16 protein-coding genes are annotated in these 21,017 nt (G+C 64.9%); 14 read left to right on the top strand and 2 right to left on the bottom strand.

Features of this window, described 5'->3' with window-relative positions; all coding sequences use genetic code 11:
* Positions 1–30 precede the first annotated feature (30 nt).
* Positions 31–555 carry a DUF6931 family protein gene (locus GGQ99_RS05280; protein ID WP_183261176.1) on the top strand — a complete coding sequence of 175 codons (525 nt, stop codon included), beginning with the start codon at positions 31–33 and terminating at the stop codon, positions 553–555.
* Positions 556–563: 8 nt separating this feature from the next.
* Here GGQ99_RS05280 and GGQ99_RS05275 read toward each other — a convergent pair whose 3' ends face one another.
* The gene (locus GGQ99_RS05275) at positions 564–2,600 is read right to left on the bottom strand and encodes a serine/threonine-protein kinase (protein ID WP_183261174.1); all 2,037 of its coding nucleotides are present in this window, start codon (positions 2,598–2,600) and stop codon (positions 564–566) included.
* A gap of 264 nt (positions 2,601–2,864) precedes the next feature.
* On the opposite strand from GGQ99_RS05275, the gene GGQ99_RS05270 reads away from it, so the two are divergent.
* Positions 2,865–5,645 (top strand): caspase family protein, encoded by a 2,781-nt coding sequence (locus GGQ99_RS05270; protein WP_183261172.1) that lies wholly within the window; start codon positions 2,865–2,867, stop codon positions 5,643–5,645.
* 13 nt (positions 5,646–5,658) lie between these two features.
* A complete protein-coding gene (locus GGQ99_RS05265; RefSeq protein ID WP_183261169.1) occupies positions 5,659–5,907 on the top strand; it encodes a hypothetical protein in 249 nt (82 codons plus the stop codon).
* A 39-nt stretch (positions 5,908–5,946) separates the two neighbouring features.
* Here GGQ99_RS05265 and tssH read toward each other — a convergent pair whose 3' ends face one another.
* Positions 5,947–8,715, bottom strand: coding sequence for a type VI secretion system ATPase TssH (gene tssH, locus GGQ99_RS05260; RefSeq protein WP_183262359.1), 2,769 nt, complete (start codon positions 8,713–8,715; stop codon positions 5,947–5,949).
* 268 nt (positions 8,716–8,983) lie between these two features.
* On the opposite strand from tssH, the gene tssA reads away from it, so the two are divergent.
* The 11 genes from tssA to icmH are packed head-to-tail and all read left to right on the top strand — an operon-like array spanning position 8,984 to position 21,015.
* Positions 8,984–10,147, top strand: coding sequence for a type VI secretion system protein TssA (tssA, locus tag GGQ99_RS05255; RefSeq protein WP_183261168.1), 1,164 nt, complete (start codon positions 8,984–8,986; stop codon positions 10,145–10,147).
* 6 nt (positions 10,148–10,153) lie between these two features.
* Positions 10,154–10,693, top strand: coding sequence for a type VI secretion system contractile sheath small subunit (gene tssB / locus GGQ99_RS05250; RefSeq protein WP_108608125.1), 540 nt, complete (start codon positions 10,154–10,156; stop codon positions 10,691–10,693).
* Between the two features lie 4 nt (positions 10,694–10,697).
* A complete protein-coding gene (tssC, locus tag GGQ99_RS05245; protein ID WP_108608124.1) occupies positions 10,698–12,200 on the top strand; it encodes a type VI secretion system contractile sheath large subunit in 1,503 nt (500 codons plus the stop codon).
* A 24-nt stretch (positions 12,201–12,224) separates the two neighbouring features.
* Positions 12,225–12,704, top strand: a complete 480-nt coding sequence (locus tag GGQ99_RS05240; protein WP_108608123.1) for an Hcp family type VI secretion system effector — start codon at positions 12,225–12,227, stop codon at positions 12,702–12,704.
* Positions 12,705–12,731: 27 nt separating this feature from the next.
* A complete protein-coding gene (gene tssE / locus GGQ99_RS05235) occupies positions 12,732–13,451 on the top strand; it encodes a type VI secretion system baseplate subunit TssE (RefSeq protein ID WP_183261166.1) in 720 nt (239 codons plus the stop codon).
* Position 13,452: 1 nt separating this feature from the next.
* A complete protein-coding gene (tssF, locus tag GGQ99_RS05230; protein WP_183261164.1) occupies positions 13,453–15,327 on the top strand; it encodes a type VI secretion system baseplate subunit TssF in 1,875 nt (624 codons plus the stop codon).
* Positions 15,291–16,352 carry a type VI secretion system baseplate subunit TssG gene (gene tssG / locus GGQ99_RS05225; RefSeq protein ID WP_108608120.1) on the top strand — a complete coding sequence of 354 codons (1,062 nt, stop codon included), beginning with the start codon at positions 15,291–15,293 and terminating at the stop codon, positions 16,350–16,352. Before tssF ends, tssG begins: the two co-directional genes overlap by 37 nt.
* On the top strand, positions 16,349–17,860 hold the full coding sequence (tagH, locus tag GGQ99_RS05220; RefSeq protein ID WP_183261162.1) for a type VI secretion system-associated FHA domain protein TagH: 1,512 nt from the start codon (positions 16,349–16,351) through the stop codon (positions 17,858–17,860). Before tssG ends, tagH begins: the two co-directional genes overlap by 4 nt.
* A gap of 3 nt (positions 17,861–17,863) precedes the next feature.
* Entirely contained in the window at positions 17,864–18,316 is a 453-nt protein-coding gene (gene tssJ / locus GGQ99_RS05215) for a type VI secretion system lipoprotein TssJ (protein ID WP_108608118.1), read from the top strand.
* 40 nt (positions 18,317–18,356) lie between these two features.
* Entirely contained in the window at positions 18,357–19,691 is a 1,335-nt protein-coding gene (gene tssK / locus GGQ99_RS05210; RefSeq protein WP_183261159.1) for a type VI secretion system baseplate subunit TssK, read from the top strand.
* 4 nt (positions 19,692–19,695) lie between these two features.
* Positions 19,696–21,015, top strand: coding sequence for a type IVB secretion system protein IcmH/DotU (gene icmH / locus GGQ99_RS05205; RefSeq protein WP_183261158.1), 1,320 nt, complete (start codon positions 19,696–19,698; stop codon positions 21,013–21,015).
* The last annotated feature ends 2 nt before the right edge of the window (positions 21,016–21,017 follow it).

Here is a 21,017-nt window from a genome sequence, read left to right as displayed (position 1 = left end):
CAGGATGGATGGCGGGAAAGGTCCCGGCAAATGGCCGAGGGGCTCCGGTTCAGGACAGCGCGAAACCTGTTCGAGGCATATCCCGACGCCGCGCGGGATATGCTGGCGTCGCCCACCGACGAGCCGCCAGCCGACTTCTGCCTGGCGCTGCTTGGCGGAAGGACGCCCGAAGAAGCAATCACCTTCTGCGCCTGGCTGCTGCCCATGCCGGCCGCGATCTGGTGGGCGCACGAATGCCTCGACAATCTCGGTGAGCTTTTCGACGAGCCGGACCGCCGCCTTCTGGCGCAGGTCGGCGACTGGGTCGGCGCCGGCGGCAACGGCCCGCCGCTGTTGGATGTGATGACGACGCCGGACCAGCGCACGCCCGCCGTCTGGATCGCGCTCGCGACGGCCAGGTCGGCCGAGCTGCCGGCCGCACGCGCCGTCAATGCTGGCATTCTGGCCGGGCTGGCACGGGTGGCACTGGAAGACCGCCACGATGTGCTGGCCGCTTTTGTCGAAATGGGGCTCCAACTCGCCGGGAACGAGGCATTGCAGCGTTCCGACGCTTGAACCCTGCCTCAGCGGTCGAACAGGAAATAGCCGAAGGCGACGCCTGCCCCGTTGGGCTGTGTTTCGATCTCCGACCGTATCTTCGGGAACAGGTCGGACGCCAGTTCGGGGTCGCTGATGTCGGCAGCCTTGATGCCGCCTTCGCTGGCCAGTGCGACGATCAGGTGCGGTTCCGGCGCCGCCGCCTCCTGGTCGTTGAGCGGAAACAGCTTCATGCTGAACGTGGCTTCGCCTGCCCCCGACTTCTTGAGCAGGCTGGCAAAATTGTAGACCACGCCATCCTTGCCGATCAGCAGCAGGTTGACATCACGGCTGCCGGTCCCGCTCAGCGTGCCCTGGAGCGAGTCGCCCACCTTGAGATTGTCCTTGTTCAGCACCAGCTTAGGCCCGCTCGCCTCGCGCGGCGGCAGCGCCTTCAGGAAGTCGGCGACGGGGCATTGGTCGCGTTCGATCATCCGCGGGTTGACGGCCGGTTTGGCGCCGAAGGCCGACGAAAAATCGCGCGCCAGCTTGTCGAATGGCGCCTTCGAGGTCGCCAGCCCATCGACCTGGGGGCTCGGCGCAGACGGGTTGGCCACCGAAGCATAGAAGCAGGAGCCGCCGTCGAACGACTTGAACCACTCCGCCGCGCTGACAGCAGCCTTGGGCGGCTCGACGGCGATCGGCTTGATCGGCTCCGCCGGCTTCGGCTTGGCGATTTCGGTGGGCACAGGCGCCTTCGCCACGGTCTCGGTCGCAGGCGGAGCTTTTGCCACCGGTTCCGGCAGCGGTTCGGGGCTTGCCGGTGTCAGCTTGCCGCCAGCTGTCTGGTTGCTGGGGGCGGGTGTTGTTCCGCCCGGCAGCAGGCCATCCACAAGCCCGGAATAATAGACCCCGCCTCCGGCCGCCGCTGCCGCAACCAGCAACAAGATGCCGATCAGGGCGCCACGTCCCGATTTCGGCTTCTCCGCGGCAGGTGGGGCCTTCGTCGCCGGCTTCTGCTGACGGTCCGGTACAGGCCTGCCCGCTGCCCCGGCGTTGCGCCAGGGTGCGTCGCGCGGCAAAAGCGACTCGGACGGCGGTGGTTTCTGCCCGCTGGCCGGCGACCCCGGCGGGCGCCAGGTACGTTCGGCGGGTTTTCCCTGATCGAGCTGGCCGGCGATGCCGGGATGGGTGCCCGAACTTGCGGTCACGCCGCTGGTCTCGCGCAGCCATTCGACGATTGCCGCGGCACTTTCCGGGCGATCCCTGGGGTCCGGCTGGAGCATGGCGTTGAGCAGCGGCAGCAATTCCGGGTCGATGCCGGAAAGGTCGGGTACGCTTCGACGCTTTTCGATCACCTCGACCGGCGATCCGCCCATCTCGAGCTGCTTGCCGCGCAAGGCCGCGGCCAGCACCAGCCCGAGGCTGTAGAGATCGGATTGCTCGGTGACGTCGCCGCCGAAGAGGCCCAGTTGCTCGGGCGAGACAAAGCTGTATTTGCCGGCAAAGCTGCCGCCGAGCAGGGTGCCGCCACCGACATTGGCGGAGCGGGCAATGCCGAAATCGATGATCTTGGTCTTTTCGACCCGGCCGCCCGGCAGCACGATGTTGTCGGGCGAGAGGTCGCGGTGGATGACGCCGGCCTCATGCGCCACCGAAAGGCCCGACGCCACGCGGGCCAGCATCTTGCGCGCCTGCTGCGCATCGAGCGGGCCGCTGCGGATGCGCTCGCCCAGCGACTGGCCGTCGACGAACTCCATGGCCAGGTAGGGTCTGCCGATCGTCGGATCGATCGTGAAGACGTGGTAGCGCACGATGGCGTCGTTGGAGAGATGGTTGAGGATCGAGGCTTCCTTGCGGAACAACGCCAGGATGCCCTGGTCGCGGGCAAACTCGCGCAGCACCACCTTGATTGCCACCGGATCGCCGGTCTGGATGTTGTGGCCGCGATAGACCTCGCCCATGCCGCCGGTGGCGATGTGCTCGTCGATCTCGTAGATGCCGTTGAGTTGGACGCCCTTGTGCACGCCGGTATCGGGCGCGATGCGTGTCTTGTCCTCCGGGCTCGCGTCGTCCGGAGTCATGACCTGGTTCCATCCCTGCGTGAGCGCCTGCCGGCCATTGCTTCACACCTGCGGTGCTGGATCTTGCCGCGACAATAACACGGATTTTCGTGATGGGCTCTTGCTCAAGCCCTGCTCCGGCGAAGACCGACGAATAGCCTTTTTGATCAGCGTTGACACCGATGCCTGCGAGGAGGATGCTTGCCTTTCTAAGACTGCAAGCCTTGCCAAGCCTGTAAATGCTGCAATCCTAAAGGGAGGCAGTCAATGGTATGCGAGGGCTGCTTGCCTGCTCGCAATTCTGGCATTGCCGCGCGATTGGCTGGCGCGATGGTCGCTTGCGGCCTCGTTCTGCTGCTGGCCCTCGGTTCCGCACTGGCTGCCGACGGCGTCTCGGGCCGCCGCGCAGCACTGGTCATCGGCAATACGGCCTATGAGCATCTGGCAAAACTTCCGAACGCGACGAACGATGCCGACCGTATCCGCGACGTGCTGGAGCGCGCCAATTTCGAGGTCACGCTCGGCAAGGATCTCGACAAGAAGGGCCTGGAGGAAACCATCCTCGGCTTCCTCAGGACGCTCAACGACGGCGACGTCGCGCTGTTCTACTACAGCGGCCATGCCGTCCAGGTTGGCGGTCACAACTTCATGCTGCCGGTCGATGCCACCCTGGCGACCTCCTACGATCTCGAGGTCCAGGCCTACAACATGTCGAGCCTTCTAGAATACATGCGCGAGACGTCGTCGCTACAGATCGCGATCCTCGACGCCTGCCGCGACAATCCCTTCGCCAACAATTCCTATTATGTCGGCCAGGCCAAGGTCGCCGTCGAGGGCAAGAAGGGGCTTGCCTCGGTCGCGCCCCAGGACGGCACGCTGATCGTCTATTCGACGGCTCCCGACCGTGTGGCGCTCGACGGCAATGACGGCCTCAGCCCGTTCACCGGCACTTTCGCCGAATACGCGCTCAAGCCCAATGTCGAGGTCAGGAAGCTGCTCAGCGACATCCGCGCCGAGGTCATCAAGCGCACCGACGGACGCCAGACGCCGTGGGACGCTTCGAGCCTCACCTCATCTTTCTTCTTCGTAACCCGGCAGAACCTCTTGATTATCGAGGATATGCGCGAGGTCCGCGTGCCACCTGCTCCCAAGGAAGTGGCCCTGCGAATCTCGCCGCCGATCACCAGCGGCAATGCCGAGCTGACGATCAGCTTCACCAAGCTGCCCGACCAGGGCACACTCTGGCTCGGCGACCAGCAGCTCAGTCTCGACAGCAAGATTTCAGCCGACCGCATCGAGGAGGTCATGCTCAAGCCGGCCTCCGCCGAGATGACCGGGGACGAAGTGCGCTATACCGTCACCACCGACAGTGGCCGCAGCGCCAGCGGCATCGTCCGCGTCGTCGTCGATGCCCAGGCGGTCGCCGAGGCACCGGTCAAGCCGGCCCTGGCCATCCAGCCGGGCGAAGAGCCGAAGCCGGCGCAGCCCGAACAGGCAAAGCCGATCCTCGTCGCCATGGCCTCCGACATCGGCACCGGCTTCGCCGCCATGCCCGAAGAGGTCGTGCGCTCCAGCGCCCCGACCGGCTGGCTCCGCCTGGAGAAGCGCGATCCCGAGACCCAGGTGGCGGTCGATGGGCAGATCGTTTCCGAAGGCGACCTGATCAAGGCCGAGGACATCACCAAGCTGCGCATACGCCCGTCCCTGAAGGTCGTGAGTGCGTCCGACACCGAAGCGCCGGTGGCCGAGACAGTCGCCATGGCGCCCCAGACGAACACCGGCAAGGCCGACACCAGCACCGACGGCCTGGAGGTCAAGCCGATACCACTGCCCGCCGACAAGGCGCCAGCCAAGCCATCGGTGCGCACCGTCGTGCTGATGCCTGCGGTCAAGACGGTTGCGCCGGCGCCGATCACCATCAACGTCGCCGTCTCGGTCAACGAATGCGACACCCTCGCCGCCGAACCGCTCGACGTGCAGGCGGTGGCCGACGGCAAGCTGCCCAACGACATCGACGTGCCCAAGGCACTGGCCGCCTGCAAGGCAGCAGTCGACCAGCATCCCGAGGTGGCGCGGTTCAAGTATCAATATGCCCGCGCACTCTATGCCGAAGGCAACTTCAAGGAGGCCCTGACCGAACTCAATGCCGCCAGCGACGCCGGCCATGTGCGGGCCAGCTACCTGCTCGGCAGGCTTTATCAGTTTGGCGCGGCGGTGGAGCGCGATCCGTCACGGGCTATTCCGCTATTTGAGGCCGGCGCCAAGCGCGGCGATCCCTACTCGCAGTACGCTTTAGGCCGGGCCCTGGTGACAGGTCTCGGAACCAAGGTCGATGTCGAGCGCGGCATGGCTATGGTTACCAGTGCCGCTGAATCCGGCCATACCTATGCGATGAACATGCTCGGCGGTGAGTATTTCTATGGTGAACATGTCAAAAAGGATGACGCTCGCGCGCTGAAATTCATTACTGAGTCAGCTGACCGCGAAGACGTGTTCGGCATGGTCCTGCTTGGTGTGCTCTATCGCGATGGCGCTGGCGTTCAAAAGGACCCTGCGAGGGCGGCAGAGTTGTTCGAGAAGGCACGCGCGAATGGGCATCCTTATGCAGGCAGGCTGTTAGGTCGTATGGCTTTGCGCGACAAAAGCGCGGACATACAAACCGTTGCCGGCTGGTATCGAGAGAGCGCTGAGCGTGGTGACGCGTGGGCGGCATATTTCGCAGCAGGATTGCTGCAGGAAAATCCGACATTGAGGCGCGACGACGGCGAAGTGGCTCGCCTGCTCGCTCTCTCTGCATCGCACAACACGAAGGATGTTTCCGCTGACGCCAAGTCGGATCTCGGCAAGGTGGGTAATACAGTCGTCGGAAAAGAAGTGCAGTTGGCACTTCAACGTGCAGGGCAGGATATTGGCGATATTGATGGCAAACTGGGGAGCCGTACTCGCGAGGCAGCCAACTCGGTATTGGGATCAGACGCGCCCCGCGCCCCGCGGGATTTGCTGATTGCACTGCTCCGCAAGGAATGGATCGATTCAAGACCACGACTGGACATGCTGGGCTCATAAAGGGAGATGCCACATGCGATCGCATACCATCAGTCTTCTTATGGCGGCCGTGCTGCTACCACTCAGCGGTTGTGGTTCTTTGATGAAGGTTGAAGAGCAGGCCGCGGTGGTTCAGCCCGTGCAGGTCAAGAAGGCGGCCCCTGCGAAGAAGGTCGCGGTCGCGGCTCCGGTCCAGCCGAAGGTTGTCAAGAAGCCGATCGTGGCGGCGACGCCAAGCAGTGATCGAAGTGACAAGAGCGATGGTGGCAGCGACCCTTGGTAGGACCTATGGGCACAGCAAGTGCTTGGCTATTTAGCTCACCTACCCAAATTCGTAGCTGAACCCCTCGCCTGACGCGCCGACGGTGACGCGTGTCAGTTTCTCGCCGTCGAGCGAGCGGTTGAGCACGCCACGGCTCAATTCCGGCAGCAACGTGTTGGTCAGGATCGCATCGATCATGCGGCCGCCGGATTCGATCTCGGTGCAGCGCGCCTTGATCAGTTCCATCACGCCGTCGCCGATCACCAGCTCCGCGCCGTGGCTCGTCTGCAGCCGGCGCGCGATCTTGCCGAACTGGTGGCGGGTGATCGCCTCGATCATGTCGCCCGACAGCGGATAGTACGGGATGGTCACGACGCGGCCGATGAAGGCTGCGGGGAACACCTTGAGCAGCGGCGCGCGCAGGGCCGCGTCGAGGTTCTCGACCTTCTCGCGCAACTCGCCACCGTTGGTCTTGGCCATGATGACTTCCGAGCCGACATTGGAGGTGAGCAGGATCAGCGTGTTCTTGAAGTCGATCCGCCTGCCCTCGCTGTCGTCCATCATGCCCTTGTCGAAGACCTGGAAGAAGATCTCGTGCACATCCGGGTGCGCCTTCTCGACCTCGTCGAGCAAGATCACCGAATAGGGCCGGCGCCGAACCGCCTCGGTCAGGATGCCGCCCTTGCCATAGCCGACATATCCGGGCGGTGCGCCCTTCAGCGTCGAGACGGTATGCGCCTCCTGGAACTCCGACATGTTGATAGAGATCAGGTTCTGCTCGCCGCCATAGAGCGTTTCGGCCAGCGCCAGCGCGGTCTCTGTCTTGCCGACGCCCGAAGGACCGCAGAGCAGGAACACGCCGACCGGCTTTTCCGGAGCGCCCAGGCCCGCCCGGCTGGTCTGCACGCGCTTGGCGATCATCTCCATGGCGTGGTCCTGGCCGACGACGCGCTCGGCCAGCGTCTGCGCCAGCCGCAAGGCCTTTTCCGTCTGGCTGGACAGCATGCGTCCGGTGGGAATGCCGGTCCAGTCTTGCACCACCGCCGCCACCGCGTTGCGGTCGACCGACAGCAGGATCAGGGGCGTCTCGCCCTGCGCCTCGGCCAGCACCGCCATCAATTCCTTGAGCCGCGCCAAGTCGGCGGCAGGATCGGTCGGCTCTTCGGCTACCGCTTCGGGCTCCGCAGGCTCGGCCTGAACCGCATCGTCATTGGCCGCAACCGGCTCGGCGTCGGCGGCGGGCTGTTCCTCCACAGCCGCCTTCGCGGCAACCGGATCGAGCGCCACGCCCTGGCCCCGTAGCCTGGCGCGCAACTCGAGAATCTCCGCGACGACCTGCTTTTCCTTGTCCCAGCGCGCCTGCGCGGCAGCCAGCGCCGTATCGGTCTCGGCCAGGCCCGTCTCGACGCGTGCCTTGCGCTCCTCGACATCGATGCCGATCGCCGCTTCACGGCCGATGATGCCTTGCTCGACCTCCAGCGCCTGCCGGCGGCGCATCAGGTCCTCGACCTCGCCCGGCCGCGAGTGCTGGGAGATCGCGACGCGCGCACAAGAGGTGTCGAGCAGGCTGACCGCCTTGTCGGGCAACTGCCGAGCCGGGATGTAGCGATGCGACAGCTTCACCGCCGTCTCGATCGCCTCGTCGAGGATCTGCACCTGATGGTGCTTTTCGAGCACGCCGGCGATGCCGCGCAGCATCAGGATGGCGGCTGCCTCGTCGGGCTCGTCGATCTTGACCACCTGGAAGCGCCGGGTCAGCGCCGGGTCCTTTTCGATATGCTGCTTGTATTCGGCCCAGGTGGTGGCGGCGATGGTACGCAACTCGCCGCGCGCCAGCGCCGGCTTGAGCAGGTTGGCCGCGTCGCCCGTGCCGGCAGCACCGCCCGCCCCGATCAGCGTGTGCGCCTCGTCGATGAACAGGATTACCGGTGTTTCGGAGGATTGCACCTCGTCGATGACGGCCTTCAGCCGCTTTTCGAACTCGCCCTTGACGCTGGCGCCGGCCTGCATCAGCCCGACATCGAGCATGCGCACGCTGACGCCTTCCAGCATCGGCGGCACGTCGCCTTCGGCGATGCGCAGCGCAAAGCCCTCGACCACCGCCGTCTTGCCGACGCCGGCTTCACCGGTCAGGATCGGATTGTTCTGCCGCCGACGCATCAGTATGTCGACGATCTGGCGGATTTCCGGGTCGCGGCCGACGACGGCATCGATCTTGCCGTCGCGCGCCCGCTGGGTCAGGTCGGTGGCGTATTTCGCCAGCGCCGACTCCCCGCCCGGTGCCATGCGCCGCGGCGTCTCGGCTGAGGGTGCCGTTGCTGCCGTGCCCGAGCCCTCCAGCGAGCCGTCGACCACGTCGGCGAAACGCGAGATCACCCCATCGGCATCGATCTTGTCGAATTCCGTGCTGATCTTAGACACCAGGCCTTCCAGCACCGGCACCTTCAGGCAGGCCAGAATGACATGGGCGCTGCGCACTTCCTCGCTGCCGAATTCCAGCGTCGCCAGGTTCCAGGCTTCCTGGATGGCGTGGAAGATATGGTCGGAGAACTCCTCGATGGAAGTCGCGCCATAGGGCAGCTTGTCGACGGCGCGTGTCATGTCGCCCGCCACACGCGCCGCATCGGCGCCGGCGTCGGCCAGGATCATCTGCACGTCCGAGCGTTCCGAAAGCACCAATTGTTCAATGAAATGAACAAGTTCGACGTAAGGGTTACCACGCAGCTTTGCCGCGTCGGCCGCCGCCTTGAAGGCGCGCAGGCAGGTGGGATTGAGCTTGCCGACCAGTTCCTTGCGCTTGAAGCCCTGGGACGACCTGCGCTGCTGCATGCCCTTGGGTTCCATGGAGTGTCTCCAATGCCCGGACTGCGTTCCCGATAACTTGCCACACAAACCGCGACTTGACAAAGCCGTGCGCGGCCTCGGCTGGCGGGCGTCAGCCCATGCGCCTGGAACGACCGTAACAATTCGCGCGACCGTGGTCACTAACGCTTAAGGGCTAGCTTCGTCCAACTTTGAGCGCTGCCTGAATTGTGCTAAACCAGAGTGGAGTGAAATACCGGCGACTTCCGTCCTTCAGTTTGGCGTGGGGGGGTGCGTGGTTGATCTTGCTCTCTGGCTCAACCCTTTGAACGGTGAAAACCCGTCGGGGGAAGATTTGCGCAACGATCCGCGCTTTCACGAGCTCGAGCGCCTCGCCGTGCCGCAATCCGATGTCGTCCACGACGAGCGCAACAGGCCCTCGGCGGAAGTCAGCATTCCCGTCGACTGGGACGTCGTTCTCGAAAAGGCCGACGAACTGCGCAACCAGGGACGCGACCTGCGCCTTCTGACGCTGGTCACCCGCGCCCTGGCCAATTCCCGCGGGCTCGCCGGGCTGGCCGAAGGCCTGATGCTGATCGCGCGGACCTTCGACGCCCATTGGGAAACGATGCACCCCGCCTTGCGGCCCAACGCGCCGCCGCGCGACGCAGCCCTGCGCCGCATCAACGCCGTGCTCGACCTGCAGAACGGCCAGGAGGGCCTGCTTGCCGATCTCAGGAAGACGGTGTTTTTCGCCCCGCGCGGCTTCGGCCCGATCTCCGGCCGGGAACTTGAGCAAGGTGCGCTTGACGATCGCGTCATGCTGCAGGAAGCGGCCCAGGGACTGAACAACACCGAGCGGGCAGCGCTCTCCACTGCGCACGAGCAATTGTTGACCAGGCTGCGCAGCGCCTGTGCCGCGCAAGCCGATCAGGCGGGCGCCGCCATGGAGCAACTGGTCGCCGATGCCCGCGCGGCGGGCGCAGCACTTGCTGCCATCGACACCGCACTCAACAAGCGCCTGGAAAGCACGGGGCCGACCGTTCCCGACCTCAAGAAGTTTCTCGACAGGATGCTGGCCACGCTCGAGCGTGGGTCGGCCGCGCGCCCGACGCCCAACGGCGCGGCGAAGCCCGAACTCACCCAGGCAACACCAGTTGCAGTGCAGCCCAATGGTCACGCGCCGGAGCCGGTGGCCAACCATGCGGAACCGACCATGGCCCTCCCCGACCGCCTCACTTCGCGCGACGACGTCGTCAAATGCCTCGACCTTGTTGTTGCCTTCTACGACCGCACCGAACCGTCGAGCCCGATCCCGCATCTCGCCCGCCGCGTGCGTCGCATGGTGCACATGGATTTCGTCGAGCTGATGGAAGATCTCGCCCCCTCGGGGCTCAAGGAGTTCCGGCTCCTCGCCGGCGTAACCGACAAGAAGACGCCTCAGAAGGATGAAAGGTAGCCAAGCATGCCAGCCGAAAGCAAAGCTAAGGTCATCGAGCGAAATCGCGCACCGCGCGTGCAGATCGCCTATGACGTCGAGACCTACGGCAGCCCGACGACCATCGAACTGCCTTTCGTGATGGGCGTGATGGCCGATCTCGCCGGCTCGTCGCAGACCAAGGAGGCGCAGAAGACGGTGCTCGACCGCACCTTCGTCGAGACCGACGCCAACCGTTTCCCGCGCTTCATGGAAGCGCTTGGCCCACGGGTGAAGGCGCGGGTCAAGAACACCCTGCCCCAGGCCGAAGGCGCCGAGCGCGAGGAAGAAATGGCGGTCGACCTCACCTTCTCCAAGATGGGCGACTTTGCGCCCGACAAGATTGCCGAGCAGGTTCCGCAACTGGCCGAGATCCTCAAGATGCGCCGTCAGTTGGAGGAGTTGCTGGGCTTCATGGACGGTCGCGCCGACGCCGAAAAGCGCATCGCCCAACTGCTGAACAACGAGCCTCTGCTCGGCCAGATCGCCAGCCAGGCGCTCTCCGACAGCGACAAGGTCGAGGAGTAGAGCCATGGCCGAGCAGCAAAAGAGCCCAACGGTCGCCGAGGCAGAGGCCATCGACCTCGGTGAATTCAGCGATCTCCTGGAGAAGGACTTCAAGGTCAAGAAGGACGACAGCGAGAAGCTGCAACAGCTCGTCCGCAATCTCGCACTCGCCGCGCAGTCGCGCTCAGACACGACCACCATCTCGTCGAACGCGATCAAGTCGATCAAGTCGCTGATCTCGGGCATCGATAAGATGCTGACCGTCCAGCTCAACGAGATTCTGCACGCACCCGAAGTGCGCGAAATGGAAGGCACCTGGCGCGGCCTCTGGTACCTCGTCAACAACACCGAGACCGACCAGAAGCTCAAGATCCGGGTGATGAACATCTCCAAGGAGCAGCTGGCCGATACGCTGGAAGACTATGAAGGCCAGATGTGGGACCAGAGCCCGGTCTTCAAGAAGGTCTACACCGACGAATATTCGATGTTCGGCGGCGAACCGTTCGGCTGCCTGATCGGGGCCTACGAGTTCTCCAATCACCCGCGCGACGTCGGTCTGCTGCGCAACCTCTCCGGCGTCTGCGCCTCCGCGCACACGCCTTTCATCGCTGCGGCCTCGCCACGCCTGTTCCGCATGGACAGCTGGCAGGAACTGCCTAACCCGCAGGACCTGCAGCAGATCGTCTCCAATCCGGCCTATGCCTCGTGGCAATCGCTGCGCGAGAGCGAGGACGCCCGCTATATCGGCCTTGCCATGCCGCGCGTCCTGGCCCGGCTGCCCTATGGCGCCGACACGGTGCCGGTCAAGGGTTTCGCCTTCGAGGAGGAGGTCCAGGGCGACCACCACAAATACGTCTGGATGAACGCCGCCTTCCCGATGGGCGTCAACATCAACCGCAGCCACAAACTGTTCGGCTGGGGCACCCAGATCCGTGGCGTCGAGAACGGCGGCACGGTGATCAACCTGCCGGTGCACAGCTTCCCGACCGACGACGGCTCGGTGGCGATGAAGTGCCCGACCGAGGTTGCCATCGACGACCGGCGCGAGGCCGAACTCGCCAAGCTCGGCCTGATGCCGATCCTGCATCGCAAGAACACCGATCTTGCCGCCTTCATCGGCGCCCACTCGCTGCAGGACGACGAGACACGGGCAGGACGGCTGGTCGATCCGGATGCGCAGTCCAACGAACGGCTGAGCGCCAACCTGCCCTACCTGTTCCCGGTGTCGCGTTTTGCCCATTATCTCAAGGCGATCGCGCGCGACAAGGTCGGCTCGTTCAAGGAACGTTCCGACATGCAGATATGGCTGACGGAGTGGATCAACCGCTACGTGCTCGCCAATCCGGCCTTCGCCGACGACAAGGCCCGTGCCAAGCGTCCGCTGGCAGCGGCCGAGGTCCAGGTCGACAGCGTCGAGGGCCGGCCCGGCTACTACAACGCGCGTTTCTACCTGCGCCCGCACTACCAATTGGAAGGAATTAACGCATCGCTCCGGCTCGTGTCGGAGCTGCCTTCGGTCAAGTCCTGAACTGTTCAGTAACGGAGAGAGACAATGGCATCGGATGACGATCTCAGAAAAGCAACGAAGATCGACGGCTTCCTGAAGGTTCCAGACATCAAGGGCCCGAGCACCCGCGACGGCCACGACGAAGAGATCGAGATATTCAACGTCGCCTTCAACATGGTTGCGCCATTCGATCCCAATTCGCTTTCGCGCAAGGGCCGCGTCGCCCTGGGCACCGTAAGCTGCTCCAAGGACGTCGACATGTCGTCGCCCTACCTTGCCAAGGCATGCCATGAGAACAAGCAGTTCGACGAAGTCGTGATCTCTTGCCGCCGGACCATCGACGGCGAGACGAGCGACTATTTCGTCGTCACGATGAAGGAGGCCTCCGTCGTTTCCTACGGCTTCGGTGCCAGCACGACCAACAGCGACACGCTCGAGGACTTCGTGCAGTTCGCCTACAAGACGATCGAGCTGGTCTACGATACAGACCATACGCAAGAGATGAGCGTTGCAACCGGCTTGTGAGGCCCCGCATAGACGCCTTGGTGCTGCATGATGAAGGCCAGTGGAGTTCAGCAAGCAAGGCGAGAGGCGTCGCAGCCGTCGCTATGGGACCGGCTGGTAAACGACCTGCCGGGACTGAGCTCGGAAATCGAGGGGCTGCGTCAGTCGTTGGACAACGAACTCGGCGGCGAGCGGGTAGATGCCCTGCTCGCCGGGACCGCGCGCCTGATCGATTCAGACCTTGACCTGACCCCGGATCACAAGCAGCGCCTGCATAGGCTGGTCTTCCAGAATCGCAACAGGGTCGAACTTGAAAGCCGGGGGATCGTCGTCTCCGCACGCGTGCTGCGCGAGGCGGTGCGTCGCGACATCGAAGCGCTCTTCAACACCGAGCGCTTCGAAGCCCTTCCACTGCTGTCCGACCTCGAGGAGGAGCAGGTCTCCGATATCCGCTTGAACCTCGAAGACTTTCCGGAAGTGCGGCGCAGCGTGGTCAACTATGGCGTGCCGTCTTTCTCCGGCCGCTCGTCGCGCGATTTTGATCGCGATGCACTGGCCCGCGAAATCAAGACGGTTCTTGGCAATTTCGAGCCGCGCCTGAAGGAAAGCGCGACCAAGGTCACCGTCACCCTCAACGACAAAAGCATGGGTATCAAGATCGAAATCGACGGGGTCCTGATCATGACGCCGACGCCGGAACGGCTGCGGCTTAGGACCACGATCAACCTCGACAACGGCTTGGCGCGGACCGAATACGGCGAGGCATAGAATGGATCGGATCTTCCTGGAGTATTACGAGGAGGAGCTGACCCACATCCGCACGCTTGCAGCGGAATTTGCCGACATGCACCCGGCGGTCGCGCGCAATCTCTCGCTCGACACCGCACCTTGCCCGGACCCCTATGTCGAGCGCCTGCTGGACGGCGTCGCGTTTCTGGCGGCGCGCACCAGGCTGAAGGTCGATGCCGAGCGCTCCAGGTTCGCGCGCAGCGTGCTCGAGGTCCTCTATCCCGACCTGCTGTCGCCAACGCCGGCAACGGCCATGGCGGTGCTGAAGCCGGGGCAGCAGGTCCAGACGATGAATGCCGGTCACCTCGTCAAGCGCGGCACCCGCCTCGTATCGAGCCTGCAGCCGGGCCTTTCCACGCGCATGACCTTCACCACGGCGCAGGACGTCACGTTGTGGCCGTTGGAAATCGCTTCGGTCGGCTACTACCAGGACCGCAGTGCCCTTGCAGCCGCCGGCATAACGGCGCCCGCCGGTGTCGCCAGCGAAGCCGCGCTCCGCATCACCATTGCCCGCACCGGCAAGGGCAAGCTCAGCGAACTGGCGCTCGATCGGCTAGACCTGCATTTTGCCGGCCGCACCAAGGCAGCCCTCTTGTTCGACACGATCTTCGGCGTCTGCACTGCCGTCGGTGCGCGCCAGTCAGGCAAGCAGGGCAGGCTCGCACCTCTGCCCGAGCCGCAAATGGTCGGCATAGGCGACGCCGAGGCGCTGATGCCCCGGACGCGTCCGACATTCGAGGGTTATCGCCTCCTCCGCGAATATTTCATGATGCCGGAGCGTTTCCATTATGTCCGTGTCGCTGGACTCCAGCCCGTCATTCGCAGCTGTGACGCCGGCCTCGACATCATTTTCCTGCTGCGGCGGGCGGCGCCGGAACTCGCCGATCTCGCGCCTGCCGATTTCGAGCTCTTCGCCACCCCGCTGATCAACCTGTTCGAACGCGAGTGCAACGTCATCGAACTCGACGCGCGGCGGACCCGGCAGGTGCTCTACGCCGATCGCACCCGGCCGCGCGATTTCGAGATCTATCGCATCACGCATGTCGAGGATGCCGAAGCCGAAGGTGCCGATGCTGAAATCCCGGCCCTGTTCAGCCTCGGCCAGAACAGGGGCAATGGCTGGGTCTACTCGACCGAGCGCCGGCCTCGCCGCGCGACGGAGGATGAGCGGCGCGAGGGGATGACGCGCACGACCTACACTGGCGATGACGTCTTTCTCGCCATTTCGCGGCCAGTGGGCATGCCTACGGGCCGGACGCTCAAGCGTATCGAAATCACCGCGCTTTGCACCAACAGGGATCTGCCTATCCTGGATGACAATCCGTCACTGTCGCTGGAAAGCGGTGACCCGGTCGAGACGATCAGGTTGCTCGGCGCCCTGCGTCCCCCGCAGAATTCCATTCCTGCCGCCCTGCCCGCCGGCGCGGACGCAGAATCCCGTGCCGACGAACTGGCCTGGCGGCTCGTCGCCCAGCTGTCGCTCAACTTCCTGAGCCTTGCCAAGGACGGGCGTGGCGTCGATCCATTGCATGCGCTGCTCGACCTTTATGCCGACCGTGGCGATCCGGTCCTTGGCCGCCATGTGCGCTCCATCGTCCGCATAGACTCGCAGCCGGTGGTCGAGCGGCTGGCGATACCGGGGCCGATGTGTTTCGGCCGCGGCACCGAGGTCATGCTCCACGTCGACCAGTCCGTCTTATCAGGGCAGAGCTCGCTATTGCTGTCGGCCTTGCTGGCCCGGCTGTTTGCCCGCCACGCCGGCATCAACGGTTTCGTACGCACCCGCACCCGACTGCTCCAGAGACAGGAGGACGTGCCATGGCCGATGACGCCCGGCAACCGCTTCCTGATCTAGAGGCCTCCGGCGTGCCGGCCGACAGCTACGATTTCTTCGAGCTGCTGCGGCAGCTCGAACGCGACAACCGGCTTTTCGGCCACTCCGGGCGTCTCGATCGGGAGCCGGCACGGCTCGGCCAGCACGTGCGCCTCGGCTTTTCCACCCAGGACGTGGTCAAGTTCCAGCCGGCCACTGACAAGTCCCCGGCGCGCGTCACCGTCGCCAATCTCGGTCTGCTCGGACCTGAAGGACCGCTGCCGCTGCACGTGACCCGCTGGGTGCTCGACCGGCTGTCGCAACGCTGGTTTGTCGGCGCCGACGCGCATCAGACCAGCGACACGACATTCGTCGATTTCGTCAACATCCTGCAGCATCGGATGATTGCCCTTTTCTATCGCGCCTGGGCGGACGCCCATCCCGGCGTGCAGGTCGAGCGCGCCGTCGGCGGCCGTGTTCGCTCGATGATGGAAGCCATGGCCGGCATCGGCCTTCCCGACACCCACAATGCCGCCGATCCGGATCTGGATGCGGTCAAGCTGCGGCAGGCCGCGGCCCTTGCCAGCCAGGTCGACGGGCCGGAGCGGCTCACCCTGTTCGTCGCCGAAGCCTTCAATGTACCTGTCCGGCTGAAGGAGTTCGTTGCGTCATGGCTGGAGATCCCGGCCGCGTTGCAGACCAGGATCGGCCAGGCCAGCGCAGCACTGGGCAGGAGCGCGACCATCGGGCCGCGCAGCTTCAGCCGCCAGAACCGGGTCGAATTGCGCATCGGACCGCTCGACTTCGAAACCTACCGGGCATTTCTGCCCGGCAGCAAAAGGCTGGTGGTGCTGAAGCGCGCCATCCGCGACCTCCTGGGCGAGTTGCTGGACGTCGATCTCCGCATCGTTTTGGCGCGCAAGGAGGTTCCGCCGGCGCGCCTGGGCTCCGCGCAGCTCGGCCGAACGGCGTGGCTTGCGCCCCCTGCGGAAAGAGACGATGCTGAAGACATGCGCCTGCGGACAATCGTCGGCTGGCGGCCAGAAATGGCGGGAGTCGGGGCATGAGCTTGCTCCTCACGCTTGAGCAGGGACCGCGCGCACAAGCGGTGCGCCAGTCCCGGCTGGACAAGGGTGAACTGGTGATCGGTCGCAGTCCTGAGGCGGGCTGGCAGATCGACGACCCCGACATGTTCGTCTCACGCGCCCACTGCCGCATAACAGCCGAAGAAGACGGCTATTTCGTCATCGACACGTCGAGCAGCGGCCTGTTCATCGACGATGCCGGCAGCCCGCTCGGATCAGGCAATACGGCGCGCCTCCGACACGGCATGCGGCTCCGGCTGGGCGATTATGTCGTTGCTGTCGAACTGCAGCCTTCAGCCCAGCCATCGGCGCAAAAATCGCCCTCAAGGACGTCGACACCGCAACCGCCGCAACCAGCGGCGTCGCGTGTACCGGCCAGCATGGGCAGCGACGATTTCTTTTCGCTCAAGACCGACGAGGAGCCGCAACGGCCGCGCCCCGCCGAACTGCCCAATCCGTTCGAGCAGCCCCAAGCCGGAGCCTTCCGCGCCTACGAACGTGGCGACAAATCCGAACGCAGTTCGCCGGCATTCGACGACCCCTTCAGCCTCGATCCGGTGTCCACCCCGGTGGCGAACGGGCATCCGGACGAAGCCAGGAACGGCACCTCCGCCTTCGCCGACCCGTTCGGCTTTGCATCCGTCGAAGCTCCACCTGCAGCAAAGGAGCCGGCGCGCCAAGCAGAGCAAACGTTCGATGCCGGATTCGATCTTCCCTCTCCGCCGATAAAGGCTGCGCATGAGTTGCCGGTCAGCGAGAAGCCGGACAGGGCGAAAGAGAACGCGCAAGAACACAGGGCTTCCGCTCCCGCCCCCCGGGATGTGCCGCCACGTCGGGTCGACGCGCCACCGCCGCCGCCTCCGTCGCTTCGTGCCCGCGAGAGATTGCACGCAGCCCCGCCACAGGCTGCCCTGCCATCCGACAGCGCCCTTCGCGCCGCGTTCCTTCGCGGCATCGGTCTCGATCAGGGCGATGCTTCAGGCCGGGACCCGATTGCCGAGATGGAGAAGTTCGGTCGTGAATACCGCTTGATGCTCGAAGGCCTGATGCAGCTGCTGCGCAAGCGGGCCGAGGAAAAAGGCAATGCCCGCATCGAGCAGACCGTGGTCGGCTCTTCGGAAGTGAACCCGCTCAAGTTCCTGCCCACCGTGGACGATGTTCTGGCAACCATCCTCGCCGAGCGCAGCCCCGGCTTCCTCGCCGGCGAGCCGGCAATTGCCGACGCCATCCGCGACCTCGCCCACCATCATGTTCGTGCCTGGCGCGGCCTGCAGGGTGCGCTGCGCCGTATGATTGATCGCTTCGATCCTGTCGCACTCGAAGAGGAGCTGAAATCGAGTTCGTCGATCGAGACGCTGCTGGCCGGCGGCCGCGGCGCGAAGCTCTGGGATCTCTACAAAAAACGCCATCGCGAAATCGCCGTGAGCGCCGAGACGCGCTTCATGGGTGAGATCGGGGCCGATTTCCGCAACGCCTATGAAGAGGAGTGACGCATGATAGACCGGCGCGACTTCATACTTGCTCTCGGCGCTACAGGACTGGTTACCGCCTGCCAGAGCGGGCCGCCGAAACCGTCCACAGTCACCGTCAATGTGAGCGGTCAAGCCGGCATGAACCCCGGACCTGACGGCGGCGACAGGCCGGTGACCGTTCTCGTCATGCGATTGAAGAGCACGGGCAAGTTCAACTCGGCGGACTATTTCGCCTTGCAGGGCGACGCAGGTTCCGCTCTTGCCGGCGACCTGCTCGGCTCGGACACACTCTCGGTCGGCCCCGGCCAAGGCGCATCGAAGACGATCACCGTCGAGCCGGAAGCAACCGCGCTCGGCTTCGTCGCCCTGGTCCGCGAACCGACGGGCCGCACCTGGCGAACGACGAAGTCGGTCTCGCCGGGGTCGACGCTGACGATCGCTGTGACCCTCGGCAGCGGAGGCATTTCGGCCTGACTCGGCCCAGAACGGAGTTCGCGATGCAGAGAGTTGCCGCATGACAGATACAAACAGGGTGCTCTGGTCCGAAGGGCTGTTCCTTCGGACCCAGCACTTCCAGCAACAGGACCGGTTCTTCGAAGCGACAGTGCGCGGTTCCCTGCAGGCCGGGCAGTTGCATACGTTCGGCTTTCGCGCATTGACGCTCGACCCCGCCTTGCTGGAGGCCGGACAGGTGGCAGTCCTGTCGGCCCGTGGTATCTTTCCCGATGGAACGCCCTTCGCCATCCCCGAAACCATGGATGCGCCGAAGCCGCTGGCCATCACTGCCGACATGGGCGGCGGTCCGGTGCTGATTGCCGTACCCTTGGAGCCGCCGGGCGGCGTCGGCTTCGATCCTGCCCATGCCGAGACCAGCGGTGCGCGTTATCGCGGCCGCATCGTCACCGTTCGCGACGCCGTACATGGCGGATCGGATCCCGAGGAGATCGAGATCGCACGGCCGCAAGCGCTGCTTCTCGCCCCCGGCAAGTCGATTGGCGGCTACACTGCGCTGCCGATCACCGAGATAACCGGCGTTCGCGCCGATGGCGGCGTTGCCGTCGACCCCAGCTTCCTGCCGCCGACATTGGCGACCGGTGCCGTACCTTGGTACGCCCAACTGCTGCAGGAGGTGATCACCGGCCTCGACCAGATTGCCGAGGCACACGCCAAGATGGTGCTCGGCGGCCCCGGACGCAGCGTCGAAGATCTGCTGATGCTCAATCTCGCCAACGCGGCGCGCCCGCGCCTGGCGCACATGCTGGCGCAGGACATCTTCCACCCGGCCGATCTTTATCTCGAGCTTGCCGGCCTCGCCGGGTCGATGGCGACCTACGGATCGAACTCGCGCCGCTTGGCCGAACTGCCGATCTACGATCACATGGCGCCGGGGCCGGCCTATTCGGCGCTCGCCGACACGTTGCGTTCGCTGATCCTCAGCCTCCGCTATGTCGAACCCAAGTCGCGGGCGCTGCCCGTCATGCGGCACTCGACCAATGTCTGGAAGGTGCGCATCGACAATCCAAAGCTTTTGGTGGCGAGCCGCATCGTCATCCGCGTCGGCTCCGAACTCTCCGAAGACGCCTTGCGCAAGATCTTCGTCAACCAGGCGACCGTCGGTGCCGCCGGCGAATTCGAAGGCCTGTGGAAGTCGCGCCTGCCCGGCATTCCGCTCAAGCCGCTGCACTCGCAGCCGCGCGAGATCCCCTATGACGGCGACCGTCTTTGCCTTGAGCTAGATCAGAGAAGCGAGCATTGGGCCTCCCTCCTCGACGCCCCCGGATTCGTCATTGGCGTTTCGGGCGTGCTGCCGAGCGAGCCGCAGGTCGACTGCTATTCGGTGAACAGGTGATGCGATGAGCCAGGACGATCCTTTCGGCTTGTCGGAGGATCGTGAGCGTACCCGGATACGCATGGTCGGTACGCCGATGCCACGCGCGCCGATGCCTTTTACCGTAGCGCCCCTGCAGCGGGCCCGCGCCCACCCCAACAAGCTGGTCAACGCGTTTTCGGCCCTGCTGGAATTCGCGCCCGAACTCGAAAACGCCCTGCCGCCGGAAAACCCCGAAGTGCTGCGCACGCGGCTTCTGGAAGAGCTGGTCCGCGCACGCGACACAGCCGTTGCCAGCGGATCGTCGCTCGAACGGGCCGATCAGGCTGCCTGGTCTGTCGCTGCCTTGCTCGACGACCTGGCCCTGAACACACCTTGGGGTGGCGCCAGCATCTGGCCGCGCCAGCCGCTCGTCGTCATGTTACGCGGCGATGTCGATGCCGGCGCGCAGTTCTTCTCGCGCCTGGAGGATCTCGAGCGCCATCCCAATCGCGACCAAGAAATGCTGGAGCTGCAGTATTACTGCATGGCACTCGGCTTCCGGGGCAAATATCGCGTGCCCGGACGCGCCGGCGACCGCTCGCTGAACGCCGTGCGCGTCGCCGCTGCCCGCTTCCTTCGCAATGCCGATGCCGAGGATGCCTCGCTGTCGCCCAACTGGCGCGGCGTCGTCGCGTCCGACGAGCCGCCGCGCTTCACTGTTCCACTGTGGGTGATGGCGGTCATCGCCGCCGTGCTGGCGACGGCCATCTATGTCGGTCTATCGATGTCATTGAGCAACCAGGCGACGCAACTGACCACGCTAGTTCGCGCCCTTCCGCCGGCCGATCGCGCCGAGCTGTTGCGCACCGCACCGCAAGCCGAGGCCCCACCGGTCGAGACCGTCGACTTCGCGCTGTTGCCGGAATTTGCCGCCGCCGCACCGGAAGGGCTGCGCCCGGCACTGAAGGGCGCCGAAAGCGTGTCGCTGGCCCGCCTCGTCATCCAGGCCAGCAATCCGGAACTGTTCCAGTCGTCGCGTGCGGAACTGACCGACGGCTTCCAGCCCCTCATCGTATCGATCGCCAAGGTCATCCTCGAAAACCAGGAGCTGATCGGCAACATCACCGTGGTCGGCCACACCGACGGCATTCCGCTGCAGCGTACCAACCCGTTGTCGACCAACCAGCGCCTGTCGGAGGCCCGCGCTGCGACGATCGCCGATATCCTCGTCCAGAACGGCGTGCCGCGCGAGCGCGTGCGCTCGGAAGGCCGCGCCGCCACCGACCCGGTCGCCGACGACGGCACCCGCGAAGGGCGCGCGCTCAATCGCCGTGTCGAAGTGCTGGTCGAAAAGAGGCTGTGACA

This window comes from Aminobacter niigataensis (genome assembly GCF_014200015.1).
In the GTDB taxonomy this organism is placed as follows: Bacteria; Pseudomonadota; Alphaproteobacteria; order Rhizobiales; family Rhizobiaceae; genus Aminobacter; species Aminobacter niigataensis.
Note: the sequence above shows the minus strand (reverse complement) of the source record. Positions and strands in the feature narration are given on the sequence as shown.